This is a genomic window from Microcoleus sp. POL10_C6 (assembly GCF_036701585.1).
In the GTDB taxonomy this organism is placed as follows: Bacteria; Cyanobacteriota; Cyanobacteriia; order Cyanobacteriales; family Microcoleaceae; genus Microcoleus.
In genome coordinates this window covers 95877-116570 of the sequence record NZ_JAUBRB010000003.1, presented here as the reverse complement: position 1 = coordinate 116570, position 20694 = coordinate 95877, and the positions used below count along the sequence as shown (strand labels likewise).

The 20694-nt window shown below is 46.5% G+C and carries 16 protein-coding genes; 11 read left to right on the top strand and 5 right to left on the bottom strand.

What is annotated here, in order from left to right; translation table 11 throughout:
• Window positions 1-61: 61 nt before the first annotated feature.
• The gene (locus QUA34_RS02770; RefSeq protein WP_333327018.1) at window positions 62-922 is read right to left on the bottom strand and encodes a sugar kinase; all 861 of its coding nucleotides are present in this window, start codon (window positions 920-922) and stop codon (window positions 62-64) included.
• Between the two features lie 71 nt (window positions 923-993).
• Here QUA34_RS02770 and rsmI point away from each other — a divergent pair, with 71 nt between their 5' ends.
• The 3 genes from rsmI to QUA34_RS02755 all read left to right on the top strand — a co-directional run bounded on the left by rsmI (window position 994) and on the right by QUA34_RS02755 (window position 5135).
• Window positions 994-1875, top strand: coding sequence for a 16S rRNA (cytidine(1402)-2'-O)-methyltransferase (gene rsmI, locus QUA34_RS02765; RefSeq protein WP_333327020.1), 882 nt, complete (start codon window positions 994-996; stop codon window positions 1873-1875).
• An 83-nt stretch (window positions 1876-1958) separates the two neighbouring features.
• Window positions 1959-3176, top strand: a complete 1218-nt coding sequence (locus QUA34_RS02760; RefSeq protein ID WP_333383930.1) for a glycosyltransferase — start codon at window positions 1959-1961, stop codon at window positions 3174-3176.
• Between the two features lie 255 nt (window positions 3177-3431).
• Complete coding sequence (locus QUA34_RS02755) at window positions 3432-5135, top strand: DUF262 domain-containing protein (RefSeq protein WP_333383927.1); 1704 nt, start codon at window positions 3432-3434, stop codon at window positions 5133-5135.
• Between the two features lie 146 nt (window positions 5136-5281).
• On the opposite strand, the gene QUA34_RS02750 is transcribed toward QUA34_RS02755, so the two are convergent.
• Complete coding sequence (locus QUA34_RS02750) at window positions 5282-6271, bottom strand: DNA cytosine methyltransferase (RefSeq protein ID WP_445242788.1); 990 nt, start codon at window positions 6269-6271, stop codon at window positions 5282-5284.
• Between the two features lie 151 nt (window positions 6272-6422).
• Between QUA34_RS02750 and QUA34_RS02745 the strand changes: the two genes are divergently transcribed.
• Complete coding sequence (locus QUA34_RS02745) at window positions 6423-7682, top strand: folylpolyglutamate synthase/dihydrofolate synthase family protein (protein ID WP_333383922.1); 1260 nt, start codon at window positions 6423-6425, stop codon at window positions 7680-7682.
• A gap of 5 nt (window positions 7683-7687) precedes the next feature.
• On the opposite strand, the gene QUA34_RS02740 is transcribed toward QUA34_RS02745, so the two are convergent.
• The 3 genes from QUA34_RS02740 to QUA34_RS02730 form a co-directional block, all read right to left on the bottom strand.
• Window positions 7688-8263: a Uma2 family endonuclease gene (locus tag QUA34_RS02740; protein ID WP_333327028.1), complete on the bottom strand. Its 576-nt coding sequence runs from the start codon at window positions 8261-8263 to the stop codon at window positions 7688-7690.
• Between the two features lie 35 nt (window positions 8264-8298).
• Entirely contained in the window at window positions 8299-8442 is a 144-nt protein-coding gene (locus QUA34_RS02735) for a hypothetical protein (protein ID WP_333383919.1), read from the bottom strand.
• A gap of 213 nt (window positions 8443-8655) precedes the next feature.
• Window positions 8656-9939 carry a sugar ABC transporter substrate-binding protein gene (locus QUA34_RS02730; RefSeq protein WP_333383916.1) on the bottom strand — a complete coding sequence of 428 codons (1284 nt, stop codon included), beginning with the start codon at window positions 9937-9939 and terminating at the stop codon, window positions 8656-8658.
• Window positions 9940-10375: 436 nt separating this feature from the next.
• Between QUA34_RS02730 and pilM the strand changes: the two genes are divergently transcribed.
• The 7 genes from pilM to QUA34_RS02695 all read left to right on the top strand — a co-directional run bounded on the left by pilM (window position 10376) and on the right by QUA34_RS02695 (window position 20685).
• Window positions 10376-11470: a type IV pilus assembly protein PilM gene (gene pilM / locus QUA34_RS02725; protein WP_333327141.1), complete on the top strand. Its 1095-nt coding sequence runs from the start codon at window positions 10376-10378 to the stop codon at window positions 11468-11470.
• A 399-nt stretch (window positions 11471-11869) separates the two neighbouring features.
• A complete protein-coding gene (locus tag QUA34_RS02720; protein WP_333383913.1) occupies window positions 11870-12769 on the top strand; it encodes a PilN domain-containing protein in 900 nt (299 codons plus the stop codon).
• Window positions 12766-13563 (top strand): pilus assembly protein PilO, encoded by a 798-nt coding sequence (locus tag QUA34_RS02715; RefSeq protein WP_333327034.1) that lies wholly within the window; start codon window positions 12766-12768, stop codon window positions 13561-13563. Before QUA34_RS02720 ends, QUA34_RS02715 begins: the two co-directional genes overlap by 4 nt.
• A 479-nt stretch (window positions 13564-14042) precedes the next feature.
• Window positions 14043-16430, top strand: a complete 2388-nt coding sequence (locus QUA34_RS02710; protein WP_333383909.1) for an AMIN domain-containing protein — start codon at window positions 14043-14045, stop codon at window positions 16428-16430.
• A gap of 738 nt (window positions 16431-17168) precedes the next feature.
• Window positions 17169-17459 (top strand): HU family DNA-binding protein, encoded by a 291-nt coding sequence (locus QUA34_RS02705; RefSeq protein WP_006634837.1) that lies wholly within the window; start codon window positions 17169-17171, stop codon window positions 17457-17459.
• 15 nt (window positions 17460-17474) lie between these two features.
• Window positions 17475-18740, top strand: coding sequence for a threonine-phosphate decarboxylase (locus QUA34_RS02700; RefSeq protein WP_333327038.1), 1266 nt, complete (start codon window positions 17475-17477; stop codon window positions 18738-18740).
• Between the two features lie 469 nt (window positions 18741-19209).
• Entirely contained in the window at window positions 19210-20685 is a 1476-nt protein-coding gene (locus QUA34_RS02695; RefSeq protein ID WP_333383906.1) for an NAD(P)/FAD-dependent oxidoreductase, read from the top strand.
• Window positions 20686-20694: the final 9 nt, after the last annotated feature.

Here is a 20694-nt window from a genome sequence, read left to right as displayed (position 1 = left end):
GTTCAACTTTTCTAGCTGGGAGGGGTTTTCCCCGGATACTTTGGTTAATTTTTAATTAAAATTAACCCTTATTCATCCAGCCGCGGGTTCCGAAGTTTTTGCAGGAATGGGAAGCGATTTTAGCTGCTGCAGTGAGAGTATCTGTAAAGTTGTTATTTTGCAAAATGTAGTGACAGAAAGCGCCGTGAAAGATGTCGCCTGCGCCTAAAGTGTCTGTGGCTTGAATTTGAGGTACTTGTATAGTGCCGTAACTGCCATTGCTGAGGTATAAAATTGATTTTTCGCCGCGCGTGATGGCAATATGGGAAATTCCGGCTGCTGACAGGTAAGCAAAGACTTGTTCGGAATTGTCGCAGTTGGGCGGATGAAAATTCTCGGAACATACAGCCCATTCAACGAAAGGCAATATTTCCTCTAATCCGGGTTTCCAACTGCCGCCGTCGAGGACAATGGGAATGTTTTTCGAGTGGGCAAGTTGAGCAATTTCTTTGCTGGCTGCGATTTGATGTCCGTCAAGCAGTACCATACTAACTGATGTTAAAATATCCTGGTTAATTGTTTGACTGTCAACTTGCGATTTCGTAGCATTGATGGAAATTACCGATCGATCGCCCGTTGCTTCAGTTACAATAATCGAGGAAACTGGCGGCGAGTGCGATCGCCCGGGCTCCAAATCAATTATCCTGACATTATACTCCGCTAAGTCTGCACGAATTAATTGGGCGATCGCATGAGTGCCCAAAACCCCAGCCCATATCGCCGCATTCCCCAAATAGCTAAAAGTGACCGCAGCATTCGCCGCCGGCCCGCCCGCAGCAATGGTACAATCAGAAGCAACAACTTTCTGATTTTCACCCGGAGGCTTCTGGGCCAAATAAACTAAATCTAAAGTCGCCAATCCCAAAAACAATCCCGTTTTCATATCTTCTTAAATGTGTGGCATGGGCGTCCCGCCCGTGCTTTATCTGCGATTAAAAACTTCAAAATATCAAAATGCAAGCAAATCCCAATACAGGAACACTTTACCTCGTAGGAACCCCGATCGGCAACCTCGAAGACATGACCTTTCGCGCCATCCGAATCTTGCAAACAGTAGACTTCATCGCCGCCGAAGATACCCGCCATACAGGCAAACTTTTGCACCATTTTCAAATCAAAACTCCCCAAATCAGCTATCACGAACACAACCAACACCAGCGACTCCCCGAATTAATCGACAAACTGCTATTAGGGAAGAGTATTGCCCTCGTTACCGATGCTGGAATGCCGGGAATTTCTGACCCCGGTTCCGAGTTAGTCAAAGCTTGCGCCGATGCTAATATTAACATTATTCCGATTCCCGGCCCGACCGCCTGCATAGTTGGTATAACTGCATCGGGATTACCCACTGAGAGATTTGTATTTGAAGGTTTCTTACCCGTGAAAGGTCAAGAACGCCAACAAAGTTTAGAAGCTTTGCAAATAGAATCCCGCACTATAATATTATACGAATCTCCCCACCGATTGCGGCAAACTTTACAAGATTTAGCAAATAGTTTGGGAAGCGACAGACAGATTGTGCTGGCGAGGGAATTGACGAAAATGCACGAAGAGTTTTGGCGTGGTAGTATAGAAAGTGCGATCGCACTTTACACCAATCGCGAACCCCAAGGAGAATTTACCCTCGTAATTGCCGGCATCCAAACAGCAGCCCCAATATTTTCCGAAGACGCCATTAAAGCAGAATTGCAAACATTAATTGCACAAGGCATAAGTCGTTCCCAAGCCAGCCGTCAACTAGCGCAACAAACATCCCTCCCCCGTCGCCAAATCTACCAACTCGCCCTCACAATAGGCGACAATGAATCAGTAGAACAACCCGTCGATGACTTGTGAATAACTCTCTTCTCTTCTCCTCTGCGGTCTCTGCGGCCTCTGCGGTTAAATAAAAAAAGCTAGATACTCACACTCAGAATTATATGGTACGCGGAAACTACGATCGACAAAAGCCGTATTTACGAAACCCCCACATTAACAAACCAATCGCGGAAATTTATGCAGACTTAGACGCCTTTACCTGGGAAATATTTGAAGACCAACCCCACCGCTTCGATACCGTCAGTTTCTACGTCTTGCTTCCCCCGCTGTTTTACGAAGGACGTTTCATCAAAGGAATTTATTTCAGCGAAGCAGTCGAACTCATCAACAAACTATTTCCCCAACTTTCCTCAGTATTTTTATCCTTCGCCTATTCCCCCGGAATCTCCTATTCCTGGGCCCCCATAGCTGACGCCTACTCTAGTTTATACAAAAACTCGCAGCGGGATAAATGGTTTCGCGAAACTTATCCAGAGCGCGCTCACAAACCAATCATACCACTGCAAGACACCGACTTCATCAACGAATACTTAATTTCCCCGCGCAACGTCCCCGCCAAAGACATAGACTTGCTAGCCGTCGCCCGAATTTCCGAAGAAAAAAATTTGCCAATTATTGCCAAAGCCTTAAAAGTTTACCGCCAAAAATATCCGCAAAAACCGATTAAATTAACAGTCGTCACCGGCCACGAATTTGATGCTAGCAACCTGAAAACTCTCGACCAGTACGCCTTACAAGAATGGCAACAAGTGGAGGAAATTTTAGGCAATCCCTCCGACTACATTAACTTAGTGCCGAGAGTAGACTACTACAGCGAAATCCCCACATATTATTCGCGAGCCCAAGCATTCGTCCTCGGTTCCCTCCTCGAAGGAAAAAACCGGGGCATTACCGAAGCCATGAGTTGCAATGTACCAGTAATTTGTTTTGAAGAATTCAACCAATACGCCAGAGGAAACTCGCCAGTTTTCCCCGAAGGTGCGGGTCTTTACGCCAAGTTTGACCCGGAATCTCTCGCAGATACTATATATACAGTATTGGAAAATCAAACACAATTCAAACCCCGATATCAGTATTTAAAGCATTGCGGGCGCAAGAACTTTTTCAATACTTGTATAGACAGTTTTCCTTACTATCAGCACAATATTCCCGGCTACAAGCCCGGAGATGCAATTAACAATTTGTGGCTGGATTTAGCAGTTCAACAAAATTATCAAGTTAGTTTGAATAGCTTTTTGTACGGAGGTTCTCCCTTGTCTCATATTCGCGGGACAAATGCGATTCAGCACAATCTAGGTCAGTTAACAAAATTTTTATGATAATTGGAAATTAATTAACAGGATTTATGCAAAATCTGCGTTAAAAGACCCTTTTACCATTACCAATTACCCATTACCAACGTGTATCTCACTTGTTTAGTCGCGGATTAAAAGCCCAGTCTGCTTCAGGTTTGTAAACCGAATTTAGTATCACCCAGCTTACCCTGCTCCTATTAACAATAATTAACATTTTCTATGTTTATACTGATACACTAGAAGTTGTAAACTAAATGTGTACTTATATTCAGTATAAACATGAAAGCATCAGAAACCAGTCTACGCAATTTATTAGAAGGTACTAAGCAATTTCAAATCCCCCTTTTTCAACGACCTTATTCTTGGACAGAAGAGAAATGGGAGACGCTCTGGGAAGATTTGATGAAACTTTATAATGATGAAGTAGAAGGTTCGTATTTTTTAGGAGCTATTGTCACTCAATCAATAGCTGGAACAGCAGATGGCATATCTCCTTATCTAGTAATTGATGGGCAGCAACGTCTGATTACTCTCACTATTTTATTGGCTGCTATGTGGGATCATTTAATAAGAGAAAAAAAGACAGAAGTTGCTCAAGAATTATACAATCTCTATTTAATTAACCAATATAAAAAAGGCGAAGAATTTTATAAAATTTTACCGACTCAAGAAGATAGAGAGGCTTACCAAAGTATTCTCCAAGATAAAAAACCCAAAAAAGAAGGATTAACGAAAAAAGATCAGATATATGCCTCTTATACGTTTTTTAAAAAGCAGCTTAAAAAGCCTAGTAAAGATGAAGATATTACACTCGATATACCCAAATTTAAGGCCGTCATTTTAGAGCGCTTAATTCTAGTCAATATCACTTCTGATGATAAAGACAACCCCTATCTGATTTTTGAAAGCTTAAACTATAAGGGACAAGAATTAACCCAAGCTGACTTAGTTCGCAACTATATTTTCATGCAATTGCCTCGTGAGAGACAAGAAGAAATATACAAGAAGGAATGGTTGCCTCTTCAAGATAAGTTCAAGGCTAATATGGCCCCAAAAGAATATGCAGGTGAGCTGACAACTGCATTTTGGTTTTATTTGCGTAAAGACGGCACATCAGTTGGGGAAAAAGAAGTTTATAAAGAAATTAAAAATGTTTTTGACCGTGAGAAAAATGATAGTGAAGTTAAGTTGAAAGAACTTGTCCAATTCGCTAATTACTACCAATGCTTAAAGTTTGATAATAATGAGCGTGAAGAGAGTCTGCAACGTTGGTTCGAGCGATTGCTCCGTTTAGACTTCACTACTTGTCATATTTTTCTACTCAACGTTTACCATCGCTATGAACAGAAAGAACTTTCTCTTGAAAACTTTGAAAAAATTCTACGTTACTTAGAATCTTATTTTGTGCGTCGTTGGTTTGCTAAGGTTCCCACAAGAAGCTTAGGCAATGTATTTAATAATTTGTACCGTGAAGTCAAGGCAGCAAATCCTGATGATTTGGTGGAGGGACTGCGGAAAGTTCTGGGTCGATACGAAAAAACCAAAATCTGGCCTTCAGATGAAGAGTTTCGCAAAGGTATTCTCAATACCCCTGTTTATGCCCCCAGGGGTTCTAACGACCGAGTTAAACTTATCCTGGAAAGTTTAACTGATTCACTTAGCAAGGAGCAGGTAAATAAGCAAAATCTAACCATAGAACACATTATGCCCCAAAATTTAAAAAACTCCCAGTGGCCATCCATGCTAGGTGCAAATTCTGCTGAGGTACACAAGCAGTTTTTACATACTTTGGGAAATCTTACCTTAACAGGGTACAATACAGAAATTGGAAACAAACCCTTTGATGAAAAGAAATCCATTTACCTAGAATCTAATGTTTCCCTGAATAAATACTTTCAGGAGATAACAATTTGGAATGCTCAGGCAATTAAAGAACGTGCTCAGAAGCTAGCCGACATAGCAATCCAAGTTTGGCCGCGATAGGGATGTCGATATTTATCAAAGATTTTAGTCTTAGGTTGACACTAATGGTCGCATTTGAGCCCCGCGATTAGAATTACAGCTAAAATCGACAATCCTTACAACTTTACCAGAGATTCTCAATGGTAAAACTAAAAAGTATGTTAATTTCATAAGGTCGAAATATCGCCAAAAATCTTACTTGCCAAAACTCTAGCCAAATTCACAGGAACAGCATTGCCGACCATTTTGTATCCATCAGCAATATACTTGTACTTAAAAATAAAATCATCCGGGAAAGTCTGAACTCTCGCGCACTCTCGCACAGAAAGCCGACGGTAAGGCTGAGGCGAATTGGGGTCAAAAATGCGTTTGTCTTTGCCAACCAAAATCATTTTACTAGCTTGAGGATGGAGAGGTGCGTGTCTGCCGCTTGCCTGAATTGTAAAAGAAGGTTCTGACCAACTTCTAACTCGATTGCGCGACATATAAATGCTCGAAAACCCCAAATCCGCACATTCGTGATTTGGGACAGAATCGTGATAATTATCTAATTTACCCTTAACTGACATAGGCGCGATCGCCTGCAAATCAAAAATCGCATCTTTCAGCGTCAAAACATCAGTTCCAGGTTCGGGAAACTCAAAACTAAAACCCAGATTCTGCCGATAGCCAACAACAATCACCCTTTGCCTATCTTGCGGAACCCCAAAATTTCTAGCATTCACCAACTTGTACGAAACCCGATATCCGATGTCCTCAAACTGCGATAATATATAAGTAAAAGCTTCCTTGTTTCTGGCAGCCAAGATACCGCTAACATTCTCAGCTAAAAAAAACAAAGGCTGCTTGTCCCGCACAATTCTGATATACTCCCAGAAAAGTTGACCCCGACTGTCATCAATCCCGCGTTTAGCGCCGGCCGCACTCCAACTTTGGCAAGGCGGGCCGCCGATAATCCCAATACAGTGGGGAATTTCATCAGAATTAATTTTTCTGATATCTCTGCGATCTAAAATAGTTTCAGGATGATTGAAATTATATGTATCCCAAATAGACTTATCATATTCATTCGCCCAAACCGGATTAAACCCAGCCAAGCGAAAACCCAAATCCAACCCGCCACAACCCGAAAACAGAGAAATAATATCCAAAGCCACCTTTTTTCACCCACAATAAATACAATGAATCAATTATAAACCTCTCTTTTCTTAGATATCTATCTCTTTCTTCTCTCACTCTGCGCCCTCTGCGCCCTCTGCGGTTAATAAAAAAATATAATTCACACACAAACAGAATTTATCATCCTCAATGAATGCAGAATCCATCCTTCAATCTTACCAACATTTCGGCGTCCATCTTGGGCTAGAAAGAATTCACCAACTTCTCCAAAAACTAGACAACCCCCACCAACAAGTACCCATTATCCACATTGCCGGCACCAATGGCAAAGGTTCCGTTTGCGCTTATCTCTCTTCCGTACTAACAGAAGCAGGCTATCGAGTCGGGCGCTACACATCCCCGCACCTAATCGATTGGACAGAAAGAATTTGCATTAACCAAAAACCGATTTCCTCCACACAATTGCAGCAGTGTCTCGAACGAGTTGTCGCCGCCACCGAAAACAACACCGAAACTCCCACTCAATTTGAAATAATCACCGCCGCAGCTTGGCTGTATTTCGCCGAACAAAAAACAGATATTGCAGTCATAGAGACTGGATTGGGCGGTAGATTAGACGCGACTAACGTTTGCGAAACACCTCTCGCTAGCGTCATCACTTCTATCAGCCTCGAACACTGGCAAATACTCGGCCCCACCGTCGCCGATATTGCTGGGGAAAAAGCGGGAATTCTTAAAGCAAAATGTCCGGCAGTTATCGGAGAATTGCCAGAATCAGCTAGAATAGTAGTAGAAAAACGCATTCAAGAATTAGACTGTCCAGCCACTTGGGTAAAACCAGCAATAGATTTAGGACAAGGATTCGCAGAATATCAGTTTAATCAAAATGCGGATAAAATAAAATATCAATTGCCACTGCTGGGAAAAATTCAACTAATGAATTCAGCAATTGCGATCGCAACTTTGCAAATTCTCCAAAACCAAGGATGGCAAATTTCCCCAACCGCCATCGAAAACGGTATCGCCAAAACCCAATGGCCCGGAAGACTCCAGCAGACAACTTGGAAAAACCACAACCTATTAATTGACGGCGCGCACAACCCCGCCGCAGCGATCGCCCTGCGTGAATATGTCGATAATCTTAAAAGTTCCCAACCGATTAACTGGGTAATCGGCATTCTTGCGACTAAAGACTGCGACGATATTTTGAAAGCATTACTCAAAAAGGGCGATCGACTTTACTTAGTACCCGTACCCGATCAAAACTCATCATCCCCCGCAGAATTAGCCGCCCTAGCTCAAATTATCTGCCCCGAATTAACTCTCTGTCAAGCCTTCCCCGACTTAACAACAGCCTTAGATGCTGCTGTTACAGGTGACAACCTAACAATCCTTTGCGGTTCTCTTTATCTCGTCGGCTATTTTCTGCAACAACAATCCCAAGCTTAAACGAATCACAATTGTGTTTCTTCCTCCGTAAAGATAGGAGGCCACAATTCCGAAACGGGCAATTCCCAACCGGGAAAAAGTTCTGCTACTGTTAAGATATCGCCATTTCCTAAAACAGTCGGTTCACCTGTAGAGCGATAAATAGTTACTGTTTCTTCATCAGGATCTATCAGAATTCCGACGATCGCACCCAATTCTATAAACTTCAAAACCTTGGTTTCTATAAGCTTAATGCGATCGCTCTGAGATTTAATCTCAACCACCAAATCCGGGACAAGTTCTCCAAAATAACGCGGACTTTGGCGCAAGCGGGCGGCCCGCACAAAAGAAACATCCGGTGCTTTGACATTCGTATCCGGCATGATGAAACCGCCTGCGGAGTCAAAGACTCTCCCCAAGCGACGGGGATAAACCCAGTTACCCAGCAAGCGAATCAAAATACTGCTGATTTCACTGGATACGATGTCTGATGGGCCCACAATTGAAAGTCTCCCGTCTTCTAATTCAATTTTGTAATCTAAACCCGCTTCGGAAAAAAGGGTTTGAACTTGGTTTAAATCTTTGAGTGTCATGGCTGGCATAAGAATTTTCTCCTATTCCGATCTGAGCTTTGATTTTAACACGAGTCAAATTTCTGAATATTTGAGGAATTCAGGCTATCTTCCTGCAAATCATCAATCAAGCTGAATTGAGAAAGGCGATCGCACGGGATAAATAAACCCGGTTTCTGGGATGAGCGATCGTTCTTATCAACAAACATTTACCTCTAAAATAGTCGAGATTGACCGCTCCAGGGTTCTCCTCGGACTCCGCCTTGTTAAGAGGCGGTAATTTCATCATTCGATAATAACTTAAAAGCGGATATCTGCTTATATAGGGCGACACAGATTCCCATTATTTAATAATACGTCAATTGGCAAAAAAAAGCAAGGGGCGATATCAAAAAAAATCCCGCCCCAGCTTCAATTAAAAACTACCTTTGATCCCAAGCTTTAGCCGCATCAGCCACAGCTTGGTCTACCGACTTCTCATCCAACATTGCCGCCTGCAAATTGTCATAAATCGCCTTTTGCAGCTTCTTAACATCCTTGAGAGGCGGAATCAACAGCTCGGCGGAACTCAACCCAGAAGCACTAACAACCCGAGCTCGATCGGCAGCAGGAGCATCAGTCGGAACGTTCTTAAAATAATCGTCCTGCAAAGCCTCAACCGTAGAAGGCAAAACATTAGCAGCCTTAGCAAAAGCCAACTGATTTTGAGAATTAGTTACGTACAAAGCAAACTTGACAGCATCATCAGGGCGCTTGCTGTCGCGAGGCACAACCAAATTCATCACCGCCACAGTCTTCTTGCCGGTTTCCCCTGTAATTTGAGGCGCAGCAGCCGAAACAGCACCAATACTCGGAGCATTCTCAGCAATCGCCTTCAAAAACTGAGGCCCGGAAGCTAAAAAAGTAGTTTCCCCAGCTTGATAAAGCTCGATCGCCCTACGATGTCCCTGCACCAAAACATCCTGGGGCAAAAGTCCGTTTTTGTACAAATCCACCCAATACTGAAAAACAGCTTTGCCCTTAGCAGTATTAAAAGCCGCCTTGCCTTTAGCGTCAACCAAAGGCACACCCATTTGCACGAAAGATTGCAAAACTTCCGCCGAATCTTCCGGCACAAAAGTCACAAAAAAAGCAAACTTACCAGTCTTCTCCTTCACCTGCTTCGCAACCTGTGCCAACTCGGCATAAGTAGCAGGAGGCTTAGCAATTCCCGCCTTCTTCAACAACTCCGTATTGTAAATTGTCACCCCAGTCGTGAGATACCAAGGAATGCCAAAAGTCTTGCCGTCGAGTACACTAGCTTTCCAGATATTTGGGAGATAGAGCTCACGAACTTGCTGCGGAATTCGAGAATCCAAATCCAGCCAAGCATTGCGTCCAGCCAACAGCGAAGCAAAATCGGGATTCAGGTTCACCACATCCGGCGCAGTTTTCGCAGAAACAGCCCCCAAAATCTTGCTTTCCATAGCCGACCAAGGAACGTCCACCCAGCGCACCTTCACCCCCGGATTTTGGGCTTCAAAACCGGCGATCGTCTTGTTGAAATACTCAGTAAACTGAGGTTGAAGCTGCATAGTCCAGAACTCGATTTCCTGCGTATTATTTGCCTGGGAATTCACAGCCGGCTTGCTGCAACTCACCACCGCAGCCAGCAGCAGTCCCACCAGCCCAAAAACAGCAAACAGTTGCCAAGATTTACGTTTCATAGAATAAAATTTGAGAGTTATGGGAACCGTTAGACAAAAAAGCGTGAAGCGAAGCTATCTTCCCGCAGGGGTTCCCGTTCCCCGTAGGGTAGGCTAGGGAATCGCCCGAATCAAGCGCGATGAGTCAGTAACAAAGTTTTGTACCTGGGCACGGCGAGCGAGATAGTCGGTTTTTCTGCAGAATCGGCAGGTTTTCGGTCGATCGAGCTGGAATTTATTGACATTCGCAGCAGAATAGCTATTGTCAAGTAAATTGGATAGCATAAAATCGGAACTAGCGATCGCGCAACACAGACGGAGCTGCGTAGCTACGGCGGGATACCGAGATTACAGCACTCTGGCGGCAGTTGGAAACCAACCCTCCGACACCGGGCGCGCTGAATCAGGCTGGCCAACTACAAAAGAAAAAAATAGCAATTATCGGCGACCCAATCACATGGTTAACTTTTTCAAAGGTCTACTTTCCCAACGCCAGCCAGGAATCGGGCTCGAAATAGCCCCAGACCGCATCAACATCATTCAGCTCGAAAAGAAAGCTCAGGCATTAAAATTAGGCATCCTAGCCTCAATAGAAGTTCCAGAAGACTATATACAAGAAGGACAAATAGTCGATCCGCCGGGAATGGCAGAACTAATACGTACCGTCCTCGCCGAAAACAAAATCAAAGCCAAGCGAGTAGCCACAGCCATTCCTGGCCGTGAAGCCGTCATCCGCCTCATCCCAGTTCCAGCAGAGCTCAACGAAGAAGAACTGCGGGATTACATGAATGCAGAAGCAGGACTGTACTTGCCGTTTCCCAGAGAAGACGCCGACGTAGACTATCAAAAAATAGGCCTATTTGTAGATGACGACGGAGTAGAAAAAGTGCAAGTCGTGTTAGTAGCAACCCGGAGAGAAGTTACCGATACATACATCGAAACCTTCAAAGAAGCCGGACTGATTATAGACGTACTAGAAGTAACCAGTTTTGCCCTAATCCGCACCCTCAAAGACCAACTGCAACAATTTTCCTCCCAAGAAGCCGCAGTTCTCACCGCCATAGAATTTGACAGCACCGAGTTAGCTATAGTAGTGGACGGCATACCTCAGTTCAACCGTACCATCCCGATCGGCACCTACCAAATCCAGACCGCCCTCAACCAAGCCATGAATCTGCCGCCAACCAGAGACACCAGCGAACTGCAAGGCATGACCCTGCCAGTGACAGATACCATGGGCGCATCGGGAGACGCCAATCCCGGCACAAATGCGATGATTAAAGTATTGGGAGAACTAGCAGACGAACTGCGTCGCTCAGTAGACTTTTACCTCAACCAGAGCGAAGAACTCGAAGTAGCGCAACTACTGCTAGCAGGGCCGGGAGCTGCGATCGGCAAACTAGACGAATTTTTTATGCAAAGATTAAGCTTGCCCGCATCTCAAGTCGATCCCATCGAAACCCTAGGACTCGAAATCAGCCAAGAAATTACCCCAGAACAGCGAGCAGGTTTAGGAGTCGCCCTAGGTTTAGGACTAAGGGAGGTTATGTGACCTAACAGTTTTAGATGAGAGAAAAACCGATTTGAGAATTTTAGGTAAAAACCCCTTCCAAAAGAAGAAGGCAGAAAGCAGAAGGTAGAATATTACAGGTAGAAGGTAGAAGGTAAAAGGTAGAATATATCTGAGGTAGAAGCAGCCCCTTCCTTCAGTAGAAGGCAAAAAGTTGTTTCTTTCTTCCCTAAATAAATCCTTCACTTGTAGCAGCAATCTTGGGTTCTGTCAAAAATCTAAAATTTCAAATTTAAATCTATAGCAACAGCCAAGACTGTGAGGACATTCTTAATTGCTCAAACATAAGCGGTTAATCACTTTTTCCTTCTTCCTTGTGCCTTCTGCCTTCTTCCTTGTGCCTTCTGCCTTCTACCTTATGCTATAAAATCGAGTGAAGCCATGTACAGCCTAGATATTAATTTTCTCAACGACCGCCCCGACTACAAACCCGTTGCAACCAAAAGTCCAGCTAAAAAAAGTTCCGGTGGAGTCAAAGACCAACTGCCCATATATGGAGCGGTGCTGTTTGCCCTTGGCATCAACGCTGCAGTCATGGGAGCCTGGTGGTGGGCGACTAACGAAAATACCAACTTGGCCACAGAACAAGCAGCCATCGACCAAGAACTGGCAACGTTAAATACTCAAGCCAACACCATCAAAGCCATCAACGCCGAAACCGACCAAGTTACCGCCGAATACAAAGCATTAGCCGGAGTATTCGACCAAATTAAACCTTGGTCGGCGATGCTGCAAGACCTGAGTGCCCGTACTCCGGCGGGAGTGCAAATTGGCAAAATCGAGCAAATCGACCCGAGTCCCTCCCCCGTTGCAGCAGCACCCCCACCCCCTGCAGCAACTCCCGCCGCCTCCCCAGGGGCGAGTCCGTCTCCAGCAGCCAGCCCCACCCCGGCTGCTGCTCCCGTCCCCGTCGTCCCGCAGCAGCCAGCAAAAGTACAAATTTCAGGGATAGCCAGTACCTTTGCTCAAGTTAACGACTTTATGCTGCTAGTTCAGCGCTCTCCTTTCTTCCTTAACACCGATACCAAACTGATAGCGGCCACATTAAAAAATAACCCCGCACAATTACAAGTGCGTAACCAAAACGCAGCACCACCAGAACTTCCCAAACTGCGACCAGTGGTGGAATATAAAATTGAAACCACGCTCAGCCCGACGGGGGCCTCCGAGTTGCTCCCCGAGCTCCGCAGCAAGCAAGCAGACGGGCTAGCAATACGGATAGAAACACTTCAAGAAAAAGGAGTGCTAGAACCACAAAAACCAGAGGTGAAAAAACCATGACATCAGCAGAGTTTATTCAGAGCGGAAAAGCAGAAGAAACAGGGGGTCAGGAAATATTCGGCATTAAGCTGACACCCCAAGTCCAAGCAATCGGCATCGCGGTTCTCGGCCTCGTCATTGCCGGCGGCCTCGGCTACCAGTTCGTACTGCCCGAATTCCAAAAAAAGGGCGACTTCGAGCAAAAACTTAGCGAAAGCAAGCAAACGCAAGTGCAATTGCAAACTCAAATTCAAAAAAAGGCAGAAGCAGAAGCAAAGCAAGAAGAAGCAAAACAGCGCCGGGCCAACGTGACGGCAATGTTTGCCAGCGACGCCAGCGCCAACACGCTTTTGCTTGACATGACCCAACTGGTTAATAGAATCAACGCCGGCGTGCAAGGAGATGACCTCAAGGCTAAAATTACCAAGTTTGAGCCGGATATGCCCCCAGCGGCAGCAACCGCCGCGCCGGGAGCTCCAGACCCTGATATTCTGGCCGATACCTCCTTCGGGCCGTCCCTGGCTGGCAAGCTCAGACGCAAAAAATTCAAGGTAGAGTTTGAAGGCACTTTCGCTCAAACCCGCAATTTTATGCGTAACTTGGAGTTGATGCAGTCGCTGTTGGTAGTTAGGAATTTGAAATCTGAATTGCTAGCATCAAATCAGCCAATTGAAGTTGATTTTTTGAAAGGGAAAATAGTTCCTGTGGAGCAGCCACCAACTAAAATTAAAACTGCTTTTGACTTGCACGCGCTGCTGCCGTTAAAGCAAGAAGAAAAACCGCCAACTCCGGCTCCGAGTCCTGCTGCTAAGTAGCGGTAGTTGGGCGGATAGATATTAGCTATTGTTCCCAAATGGCTCTTTCACAAGAAGTCAGAAGGCAGAAGTTTGAAATGGGAAGATTGAAGGTAGAAGTCAAAAAAGTATGAAGGTCAGAAAAAGATTTTTTAGATGGCAATCAAAAATTGGCTCTAAAATCTAATTTCTTCTAATACCAGTTTCAAAAAGTAATGGAACTGTATAGCAATCCTTGCAGGAGTCGTATTTTTTTTACCCTACCCCAACCCTCCCATTTGTAAGGGGGGGGAGTAAGAAATTCACAAATGATGCGAGGATTGCTGTAGGATAGCTTCTAACCCTTATGTCATCTGTTATTCCCAATCGAAAATTAAACATCGAAAAGGGCATAACTTCTTCCTTTAAAAAGGCTCGAAGCGAGAATATTTTAGTCAGTTTAGCAGCTAGCGACAAAAGACTGCGAACAACAAATAACAAAGTGTAGTGGAGGAGAGAACGTGAAACAGCATCTACGGTTAAGTGGAGGACTCTTATGCAGCGTTGCAGGAGTTCTGATCGCCCAAGCCCCCGTCTTGGCATTGCCGACTCAGGTCACAGGAGTGCAAGTAAGTCAAGGTAATAATGGCGTAAATATTGTTCTGGCGACAGAAAAGGGCGATCGCCCGCAAGTTTTCGCCATCAATAACGGCAATACTTACCAAGCCACAATTATCAACACCCAGCTCCGCTTGCCACAAGGCAACAGCTTCCGTCAAGATAACCCCGCTCCGGGAATTTCTTCAGTAGAAATCAGCCAGGTAGAGGCTAACAGCATCCGCGTTGTGGTAGCCGGCACCAACGGAGTTCCCAACGGACAAATTGTGCCGGGACAAGGCCAAAGCATCGTCCTTAGCGTTGCCGGACAGGGTGGTACAGCACAGTCTGCCCAAACTCCACCCCCGCCGCCTCCGGGACTGCCACTGAGCCAAACAGCTCCCCCCCCGGCTCCCCAAGTCCGCACCTCGCAAAACCCAGGCGTGCTGCTGCCAAATCCCGAAGTTACTGTTACCAGGAACGATCGCCCGCCCCTCCCCAGCGAAATTCAATCCCAGACAAATCAGGCTGCGCCTTTCCAACCGCGGGCAGTTGCTCCGCCCTTGGGAGATATCGCAGTGTCTAACATCGCCCCCGGCGCGGGAAATATTGAACTGAGTTCGGGAGAACGCATCCCCCGCTTGGTATTGCGGGATGCCCCAGTCCGAGACGTTTTAGCTCTGCTGGCCCGCGCTGCTGGCTTGAACATTGCTTTTACAGGTGGCGGGGCCCCTGCTCAACCGGGCCAGCCCGCAGTGCCTGGTCAGCCGGGAGCCTCCGGCTCAGATGAAGGGCCGAAGATTTCTTTGGACATCGAAAATGAGTCGGTGCAAGATGTCTTTAATTACGTGCTGCGGCTCAGCGGGTTGCAAGCTAACCGCCAAGGGCGGACGATTTTTGTAGGGACTAGCTTGCCGATCGACTCGCGCAATATTATCATTCGGACTTTGCGGCTCAATCAAGTTCGGTCTACGGATGCGGCTAACTTTTTGAGCGCTCAAGGGGCGGAAACTCAACTGCCGATTACTCGGGTGACGATTCAAAGCGTGGGCCAGGGAAATGCGGCGCGGGATGTGGAAATTAGGGAACCTGACATTAAGGCGATCGGCGCTAGGGAAGGCACGGGGCCGCTGTTGCTGAGGGGACTGTCGGTGCTGGCGGATTCTCGGCTCAATTCCATCACTTTGGTGGGAGACCCGCGCAAAGTTGACATGGCTGTGGCTTTCTTGACACAGCTAGATTTGCGCCGCCGTCAAGTCGCTGTCAACGTCAAGGTGATCGATATCAACTTGTTGGGAAATAACGACACTAGGAGCAGTTTCTCTTTCGGAATTAATAACAATTTCTTTGTCAATGACAATGGGGCGGCAAGTCTCAATTTTGGCGGCATCAATCCGCCCAATACAACGCAGCTCGATCAGAGCTTGACCGGTAGGCCGATCATCGGCAACCCTTTAGCAGACCTGGAGCCTTTCTACGATGCGAACGGCCGGCGTATCGTGCCGTTTACAGGTCAAGGTCTCGAAGGCCCCGCCAAAGGTGTGTTCCTCCAGCCGACAGCCCCAGTTACTAATGACCCTACGCGAGTTGGAATTACTGATTACGAGCCGGGATCGAGGACAGGCTCAGGAATTGCAGAGTTCGCCCTGTTCCCGGCGTTCCAGTATCCGAGGAGGTTCCTGTCGGCTTTGCGGGCAACTATTCAGAGCCAGAATGCCAAAATCCTGACCGATCCGACTCTGGTGGTTCAAGAAGGAGAAACGGCGAATGTGAATATTACTGATGAAGTGATTACTAACATCACGTCCGACACCGAGACTACCGGAAATACAAGTACCACAACGGTGACGGCAGTCAAAGATAGGGCGGGTTTGCAGTTGGGGGTGGCGATTGATCGAATTGACGACAACGGTTTTGTCTCTCTGCGGGTGAACCCGATTATCAGGACACCCGGCACTACTCAAAACCTTTCGACTGGCCCGAGCACCAATACTATCACTCTGCTGGGCGAGCGTTCGTTGCAATCCGGGCTAATTCGCCTGCGGGACGGTCAGACTTTGATTGTTTCGGGGATTATCCGAGACGAAGAACGGACTACAGCGAACAAGATTCCGATTTTGGGAGATTTGCCGATTATCGGTTCGCTGTTCAGGAGAACCAATAAGACCAACCAGCGGGCGGAGTTGATTGTATTGCTGACTCCGCAGATTTTGGATGATAGCGATCGATCAAACTTTGGCTACCAAAACAACATCAGTCCCGACGCCCGCCAACTGTTGCAGCGCAGTCAGCCCGTCCAGCCGAGACAGTAGGAACGAAGGAAAAATGCCTTGCTGTCAACTTTCCACGCTCTTTCCCCTGAGTCCGACAGTCCGACAGTCCGACAGTCCGACAGGGGTTGAAACCCCTGCCTCAAAGCTAAAGTCCTCTAAAAGAGGACTAAATAACTGATTAGTCCTCTGCAAGACGACTATAAATCACTCTTTCAGTCGTCTTCAGACGACTTCAGCTATGAGACAGGGACTTCAGTCCCTGGCGGGTTTCGGGAGAATGAAACAGCCCTGGCCCACGGGGAAAAGAAAGGGGAAAGAAAGAAGGAAGAAGGAAAAAACTTTTCCTTTAGCCCTTGACAAATTACATTTTATTCCTTCTATTTCTATTTTTTTGTGATCGGAAATCCACCGAGGCGAGAAATCTTGTCTCCAAGGTGGTATTTTTTTACCTAAATTTTGGGATTAATTACAAAAATTAGCAAGTTCCATATAAATTAAAGGTTCCACCGATCCATAACGGTCGGCAAGACTTTAGAATAATGCAGTGAAAATTAGATGCTGTGGGGTTTTCAGCAGTTAGAAACAAAAATTCCTTCTCTGACCAATTACCCTAGGGTAATTGGTATTCAGCAGGAGTTGTGATTCGGGGAAGCGGACGGGAGCAATCGGGAACCACCCAAACCTCCCAATCCACACCTCAATCCAGTTGATAACTCACAGCTAATAGTTGAACTAACTCTGTTTAACGTAATTTTGCAAATCGAGAAGGACTTCGCAATGAACAAAGGTGAATTGGTTGATGCAGTGGCGGAAAAGGCTAGCGTGACGAAAAAACAGGCAGATGCTGTTTTGAGTGCGGCCCTGGAAGCAATCATGGAAGCTGTCTCCGATGGCGACAAGGTGACGCTGGTCGGTTTTGGCTCGTTTGAGTCGCGGGAACGCAAGGCCCGTGAAGGTCGCAATCCCAAAACTGGTGACAAGATGGAAATCCCGGCAACCAGAGTTCCTGCATTTTCCGCAGGGAAGTTGTTTAAGGACAGAGTTGCACCGCCGAAAAACGCAGAATAGCTGGCGAACTGAGTCTTGATTAGACCTTTACACGGTGGGAATTTAGCTTGGGCAGCCGCACTGGCAGGCTGCCCTGCCTCTGCTATTGTCGATTTTTCTGCGAGTATCAGTCCTTTGGGCCCTCCTGAGTCGGCCTTGAATGCGATTCAAGCTCACTTGAGCAGTCTGACGGCTTACCCAGACCCGGATTATGGAGAGCTCAGGACTGCTTTGGGTGAGGCTTTGAATGTTGACCGGGATTGGATTTTGCCAGGGAATGGTTCGGCGGAATTGTTGACTTGGGCGGCTTGGGATTTGTCGAAGCTGGAGGCGACTTATTTGGTGACTCCGGCTTTTGGCGATTACTCGCGGGCTCTTTCGGCTTTCGGCGCGCAGGTGCTGAAATCTCCTTTGGATCTTAAATCTTGCACCATTGTCAAGAACGGCCAAGATGCCCATTCCACAAGAGATGAATTTTCTTGTGGAACAGGCATGATGCCTGTTCCTAAACAACTAATTGAGAATGGTGCCACATCTGAGTTGGATCTGAAATCGTTGGACGTTGGGGCAGGAAGCCGGTTAGTAACGGATGATTTGTCGGTTTCTAACCGTTCCCTTGTATCCCCTTCTTTTCGTATCCCAGTTCCTCTTGGTCTCGATGCCGCCTCTCGACGAGGTTTGCTACTGAACAACCCGCACAATCCTACGGGTTTGCTGTTTGCTAGGGAGGCGATTTTGCCTTATGTGAAGCAGTTAGGTATGGTGGTGGTGGATGAGGCCTTTATGGACTTTCTACCGCCTTCTGAGCAGGAAACTTTGATCGATGCTGTTGAGGAGTTTCCGAATTTGGTGATTTTACGATCGCTCACTAAATTCTATTCTCTGCCGGGACTGCGGTTGGGCTGCGCGATCGCCCATCCCGATATTCTGCGCCGGTGGCAGTTGCAGCGCGATCCTTGGCCTGTGAATGCTTTGGCTGCTGCTGCTGCTGCTGCTGTGGTGCGAGATACTGTTTTTGAGCGGCAAACCTGGGATTGGCTGCCTGTTGCTCGCCGAGAGCTATTTGAGGGTTTGGCTAATTTACCGGGTTTGCAACCTTTTGCAGGGGCGGCTAATTTCTTGTTGGTTGAGTCGTCGATGTCGGTTTCTTTGATTCAAAAAAGTCTCTTGGAACGACACCGCATTTTGATTCGGGATTGTTTGAGTTTTCCTGAGTTGGGCGATCGGTTTTTTCGGGTAGCTGTGCGCTCCAGGGCGGACAATCTGCGGCTGATTGCTGGACTTACGGATGTTATTCGTTAGTTGACGGTTAACGGTTAACGGTTGACGGTTGACGGTTGACTGTTAACAACCCATAAAAGTTGACAAACCGATTTTATTGATCGTTTGAGCGGACATCCCCAAGAAACCCGGTTTCTATGATATAGCAATCCTTGCAGGAGTCGTAAATTTTTTACCCCACCCCAACCCTCCCCTTATCAAGGGGAGGGAGTAAGAAATTCACAAATGATTTAGGATGGCTAAAAATCTTGGGTTTTGCAGCGAAGTATCTAGGAAGAAACCGGGTTTCTGACCCCGCGCGCAGATCCTCCTAAACTACTAACTAATGACTAAGCTGTCGCGCATTTAAATTGCATATTCAAGGCGGGCGGGACGCCCACCCCACAAAACTTTGATTGTTTTTTGACAGACAATTTAAAAGCAGAACAGCTTACTAACTAATGACTACTGACTACTGACTACTGACTACTGACTACTGACTTCTTTATTTATGCTTGACTATGATTTAGTGATTATTGGTGGAACTCCGGCCGGACGTTATGCTGCTTTGACTGCAACTAATTTCCCGGCCCGCGTTGCTTTGGTGGAACCGCTAAGTAATTCCCAAGATTTGCCGACTGGGGGGAAAGATTCGATCGACCTTGGTTTGAGATACAGCCAAACTTTGAGGGAGGCTGCTCGTTTTGCTCAGCAGATCAGCCGCCAGCAGTTGGGGGTGCGCTGGGAAGTCGCCAATTCCTCCATGCCGATCAAATTGGGGTTTGACGGGGTTCTCAAGTGGGCCGAGGGTGTTGTTTCTAATTTGTCAGAAATTGATTCTCTCGGCCTTTTGGCTGCTCGGGGGGTCGATGTTATTTTTGGCAACGGCGAGTTTGTTGCGAAACCGGATTTGGCTTTTGTTGTCGGCGGGCGAAAATTGCGATCGCTTTGTTATTTGCTAGCTTGTCCAACTCTGCCGGCGATTCCCAATATTGAAGGACTTTCGTCTGCTGGCTTTTTTACTTCGGAAACTGTTGGGGAATTAGCAAAACTTCCCCAGTTGCCTAAAAGTTTGGCTGTAATTGGCGCAGATCCCAGCGGTGTCGAAGTGGCTCAGACTTTTGCTCGGCTGGGGGTTGCTGTCACTTTGGTAGTGAAAAGTTCGCACATTTTGGCTAAAGAAGACCGAGAGGCTGCTGGGTTGGTTCAAGCTGCAATGGAAGCTGAAGGAGTGCGGATTCTGACTGCTACTGAGGTGACTCAAGCGAGGGTGATTGATGGTAAAAAGTGGATTCAAGCTGGGCCAAGGGCGATCGAAGCTGAGGAGATTTTTCTGGCCGCCGGTAGAGGACACAATTTTTCCTCATTAAATCTCGAAGAGGCTAAGGTTAAATTCAGCGATCGGGGCGTGATTTTAAATGAAAAGCTGCAAACAACTAATCATCGCATTTACGCGATCGGCGATGTTGCTGGGGGTTATCCGTTCCCTCACATCGCTAATTACGAAGCTGCCGTTGCTGTGAAAAATGCTTTGTTTTTGCCAATGTTTCAAATAGATTATCGCGGGATTCCTTGGGCGATTTTTTCTGACCCGCAATTGGCGAGGGTTGGCTTGACTGAAGCGCAAGCAAGGCGCCGTTTTGGAGATGATATGATTGTTTGTAGGGAATATTTCAAGAATGTTGAAAGAGCTCAAATGTCGGGGGATACCACTGGTTTTTGTAAGATTGTCGGGCGTCGCAACGGGGAGATGTTGGGAGCGAGTATTGTCGGGCCGCAAGCTGCTGAGTTGATTCACACGATCGCTTTGGCTGTGCGTCACGGGATGAAGGTTGAGGCGATCGCCCAACTTCCTTATATTTGGTCGAGTTTTTCGGCAATTAACGGTCAAACTGCTGCTGTTTGGGAGTCGCAGCGTTTGGGCAGCAATACTTTTTCGCGCAATTTATGGGAGAATTTGTTTCACTGGCGCAGGTATTGGAACTAAAAAAATCAC

Excerpts from the sequence above, each read along its gene's own strand:
- QUA34_RS02770 (WP_333327018.1), bottom strand. The coding sequence starts at position 922 with ATGAAAACGGGATTGTTTTTGGGATTGGCGACTTTAGATTTAGTTTAT.
- rsmI (WP_333327020.1), top strand. The coding sequence starts at position 994 with ATGCAAGCAAATCCCAATACAGGAACACTTTACCTCGTAGGAACCCCG.
- QUA34_RS02760 (WP_333383930.1), top strand. The coding sequence starts at position 1,959 with ATGGTACGCGGAAACTACGATCGACAAAAGCCGTATTTACGAAACCCC.
- QUA34_RS02755 (WP_333383927.1), top strand. The coding sequence starts at position 3,432 with ATGAAAGCATCAGAAACCAGTCTACGCAATTTATTAGAAGGTACTAAG.
- QUA34_RS02745 (WP_333383922.1), top strand. The coding sequence starts at position 6,423 with ATGAATGCAGAATCCATCCTTCAATCTTACCAACATTTCGGCGTCCAT.
- QUA34_RS02740 (WP_333327028.1), bottom strand. The coding sequence starts at position 8,263 with ATGCCAGCCATGACACTCAAAGATTTAAACCAAGTTCAAACCCTTTTT.
- QUA34_RS02735 (WP_333383919.1), bottom strand. The coding sequence starts at position 8,442 with ATGTTTGTTGATAAGAACGATCGCTCATCCCAGAAACCGGGTTTATTT.
- QUA34_RS02730 (WP_333383916.1), bottom strand. The coding sequence starts at position 9,939 with ATGAAACGTAAATCTTGGCAACTGTTTGCTGTTTTTGGGCTGGTGGGA.
- pilM (WP_333327141.1), top strand. The coding sequence starts at position 10,376 with ATGGTTAACTTTTTCAAAGGTCTACTTTCCCAACGCCAGCCAGGAATC.
- QUA34_RS02720 (WP_333383913.1), top strand. The coding sequence starts at position 11,870 with ATGTACAGCCTAGATATTAATTTTCTCAACGACCGCCCCGACTACAAA.
- QUA34_RS02715 (WP_333327034.1), top strand. The coding sequence starts at position 12,766 with ATGACATCAGCAGAGTTTATTCAGAGCGGAAAAGCAGAAGAAACAGGG.
- QUA34_RS02705 (WP_006634837.1), top strand. The coding sequence starts at position 17,169 with ATGAACAAAGGTGAATTGGTTGATGCAGTGGCGGAAAAGGCTAGCGTG.
- QUA34_RS02695 (WP_333383906.1), top strand. The coding sequence starts at position 19,210 with ATGCTTGACTATGATTTAGTGATTATTGGTGGAACTCCGGCCGGACGT.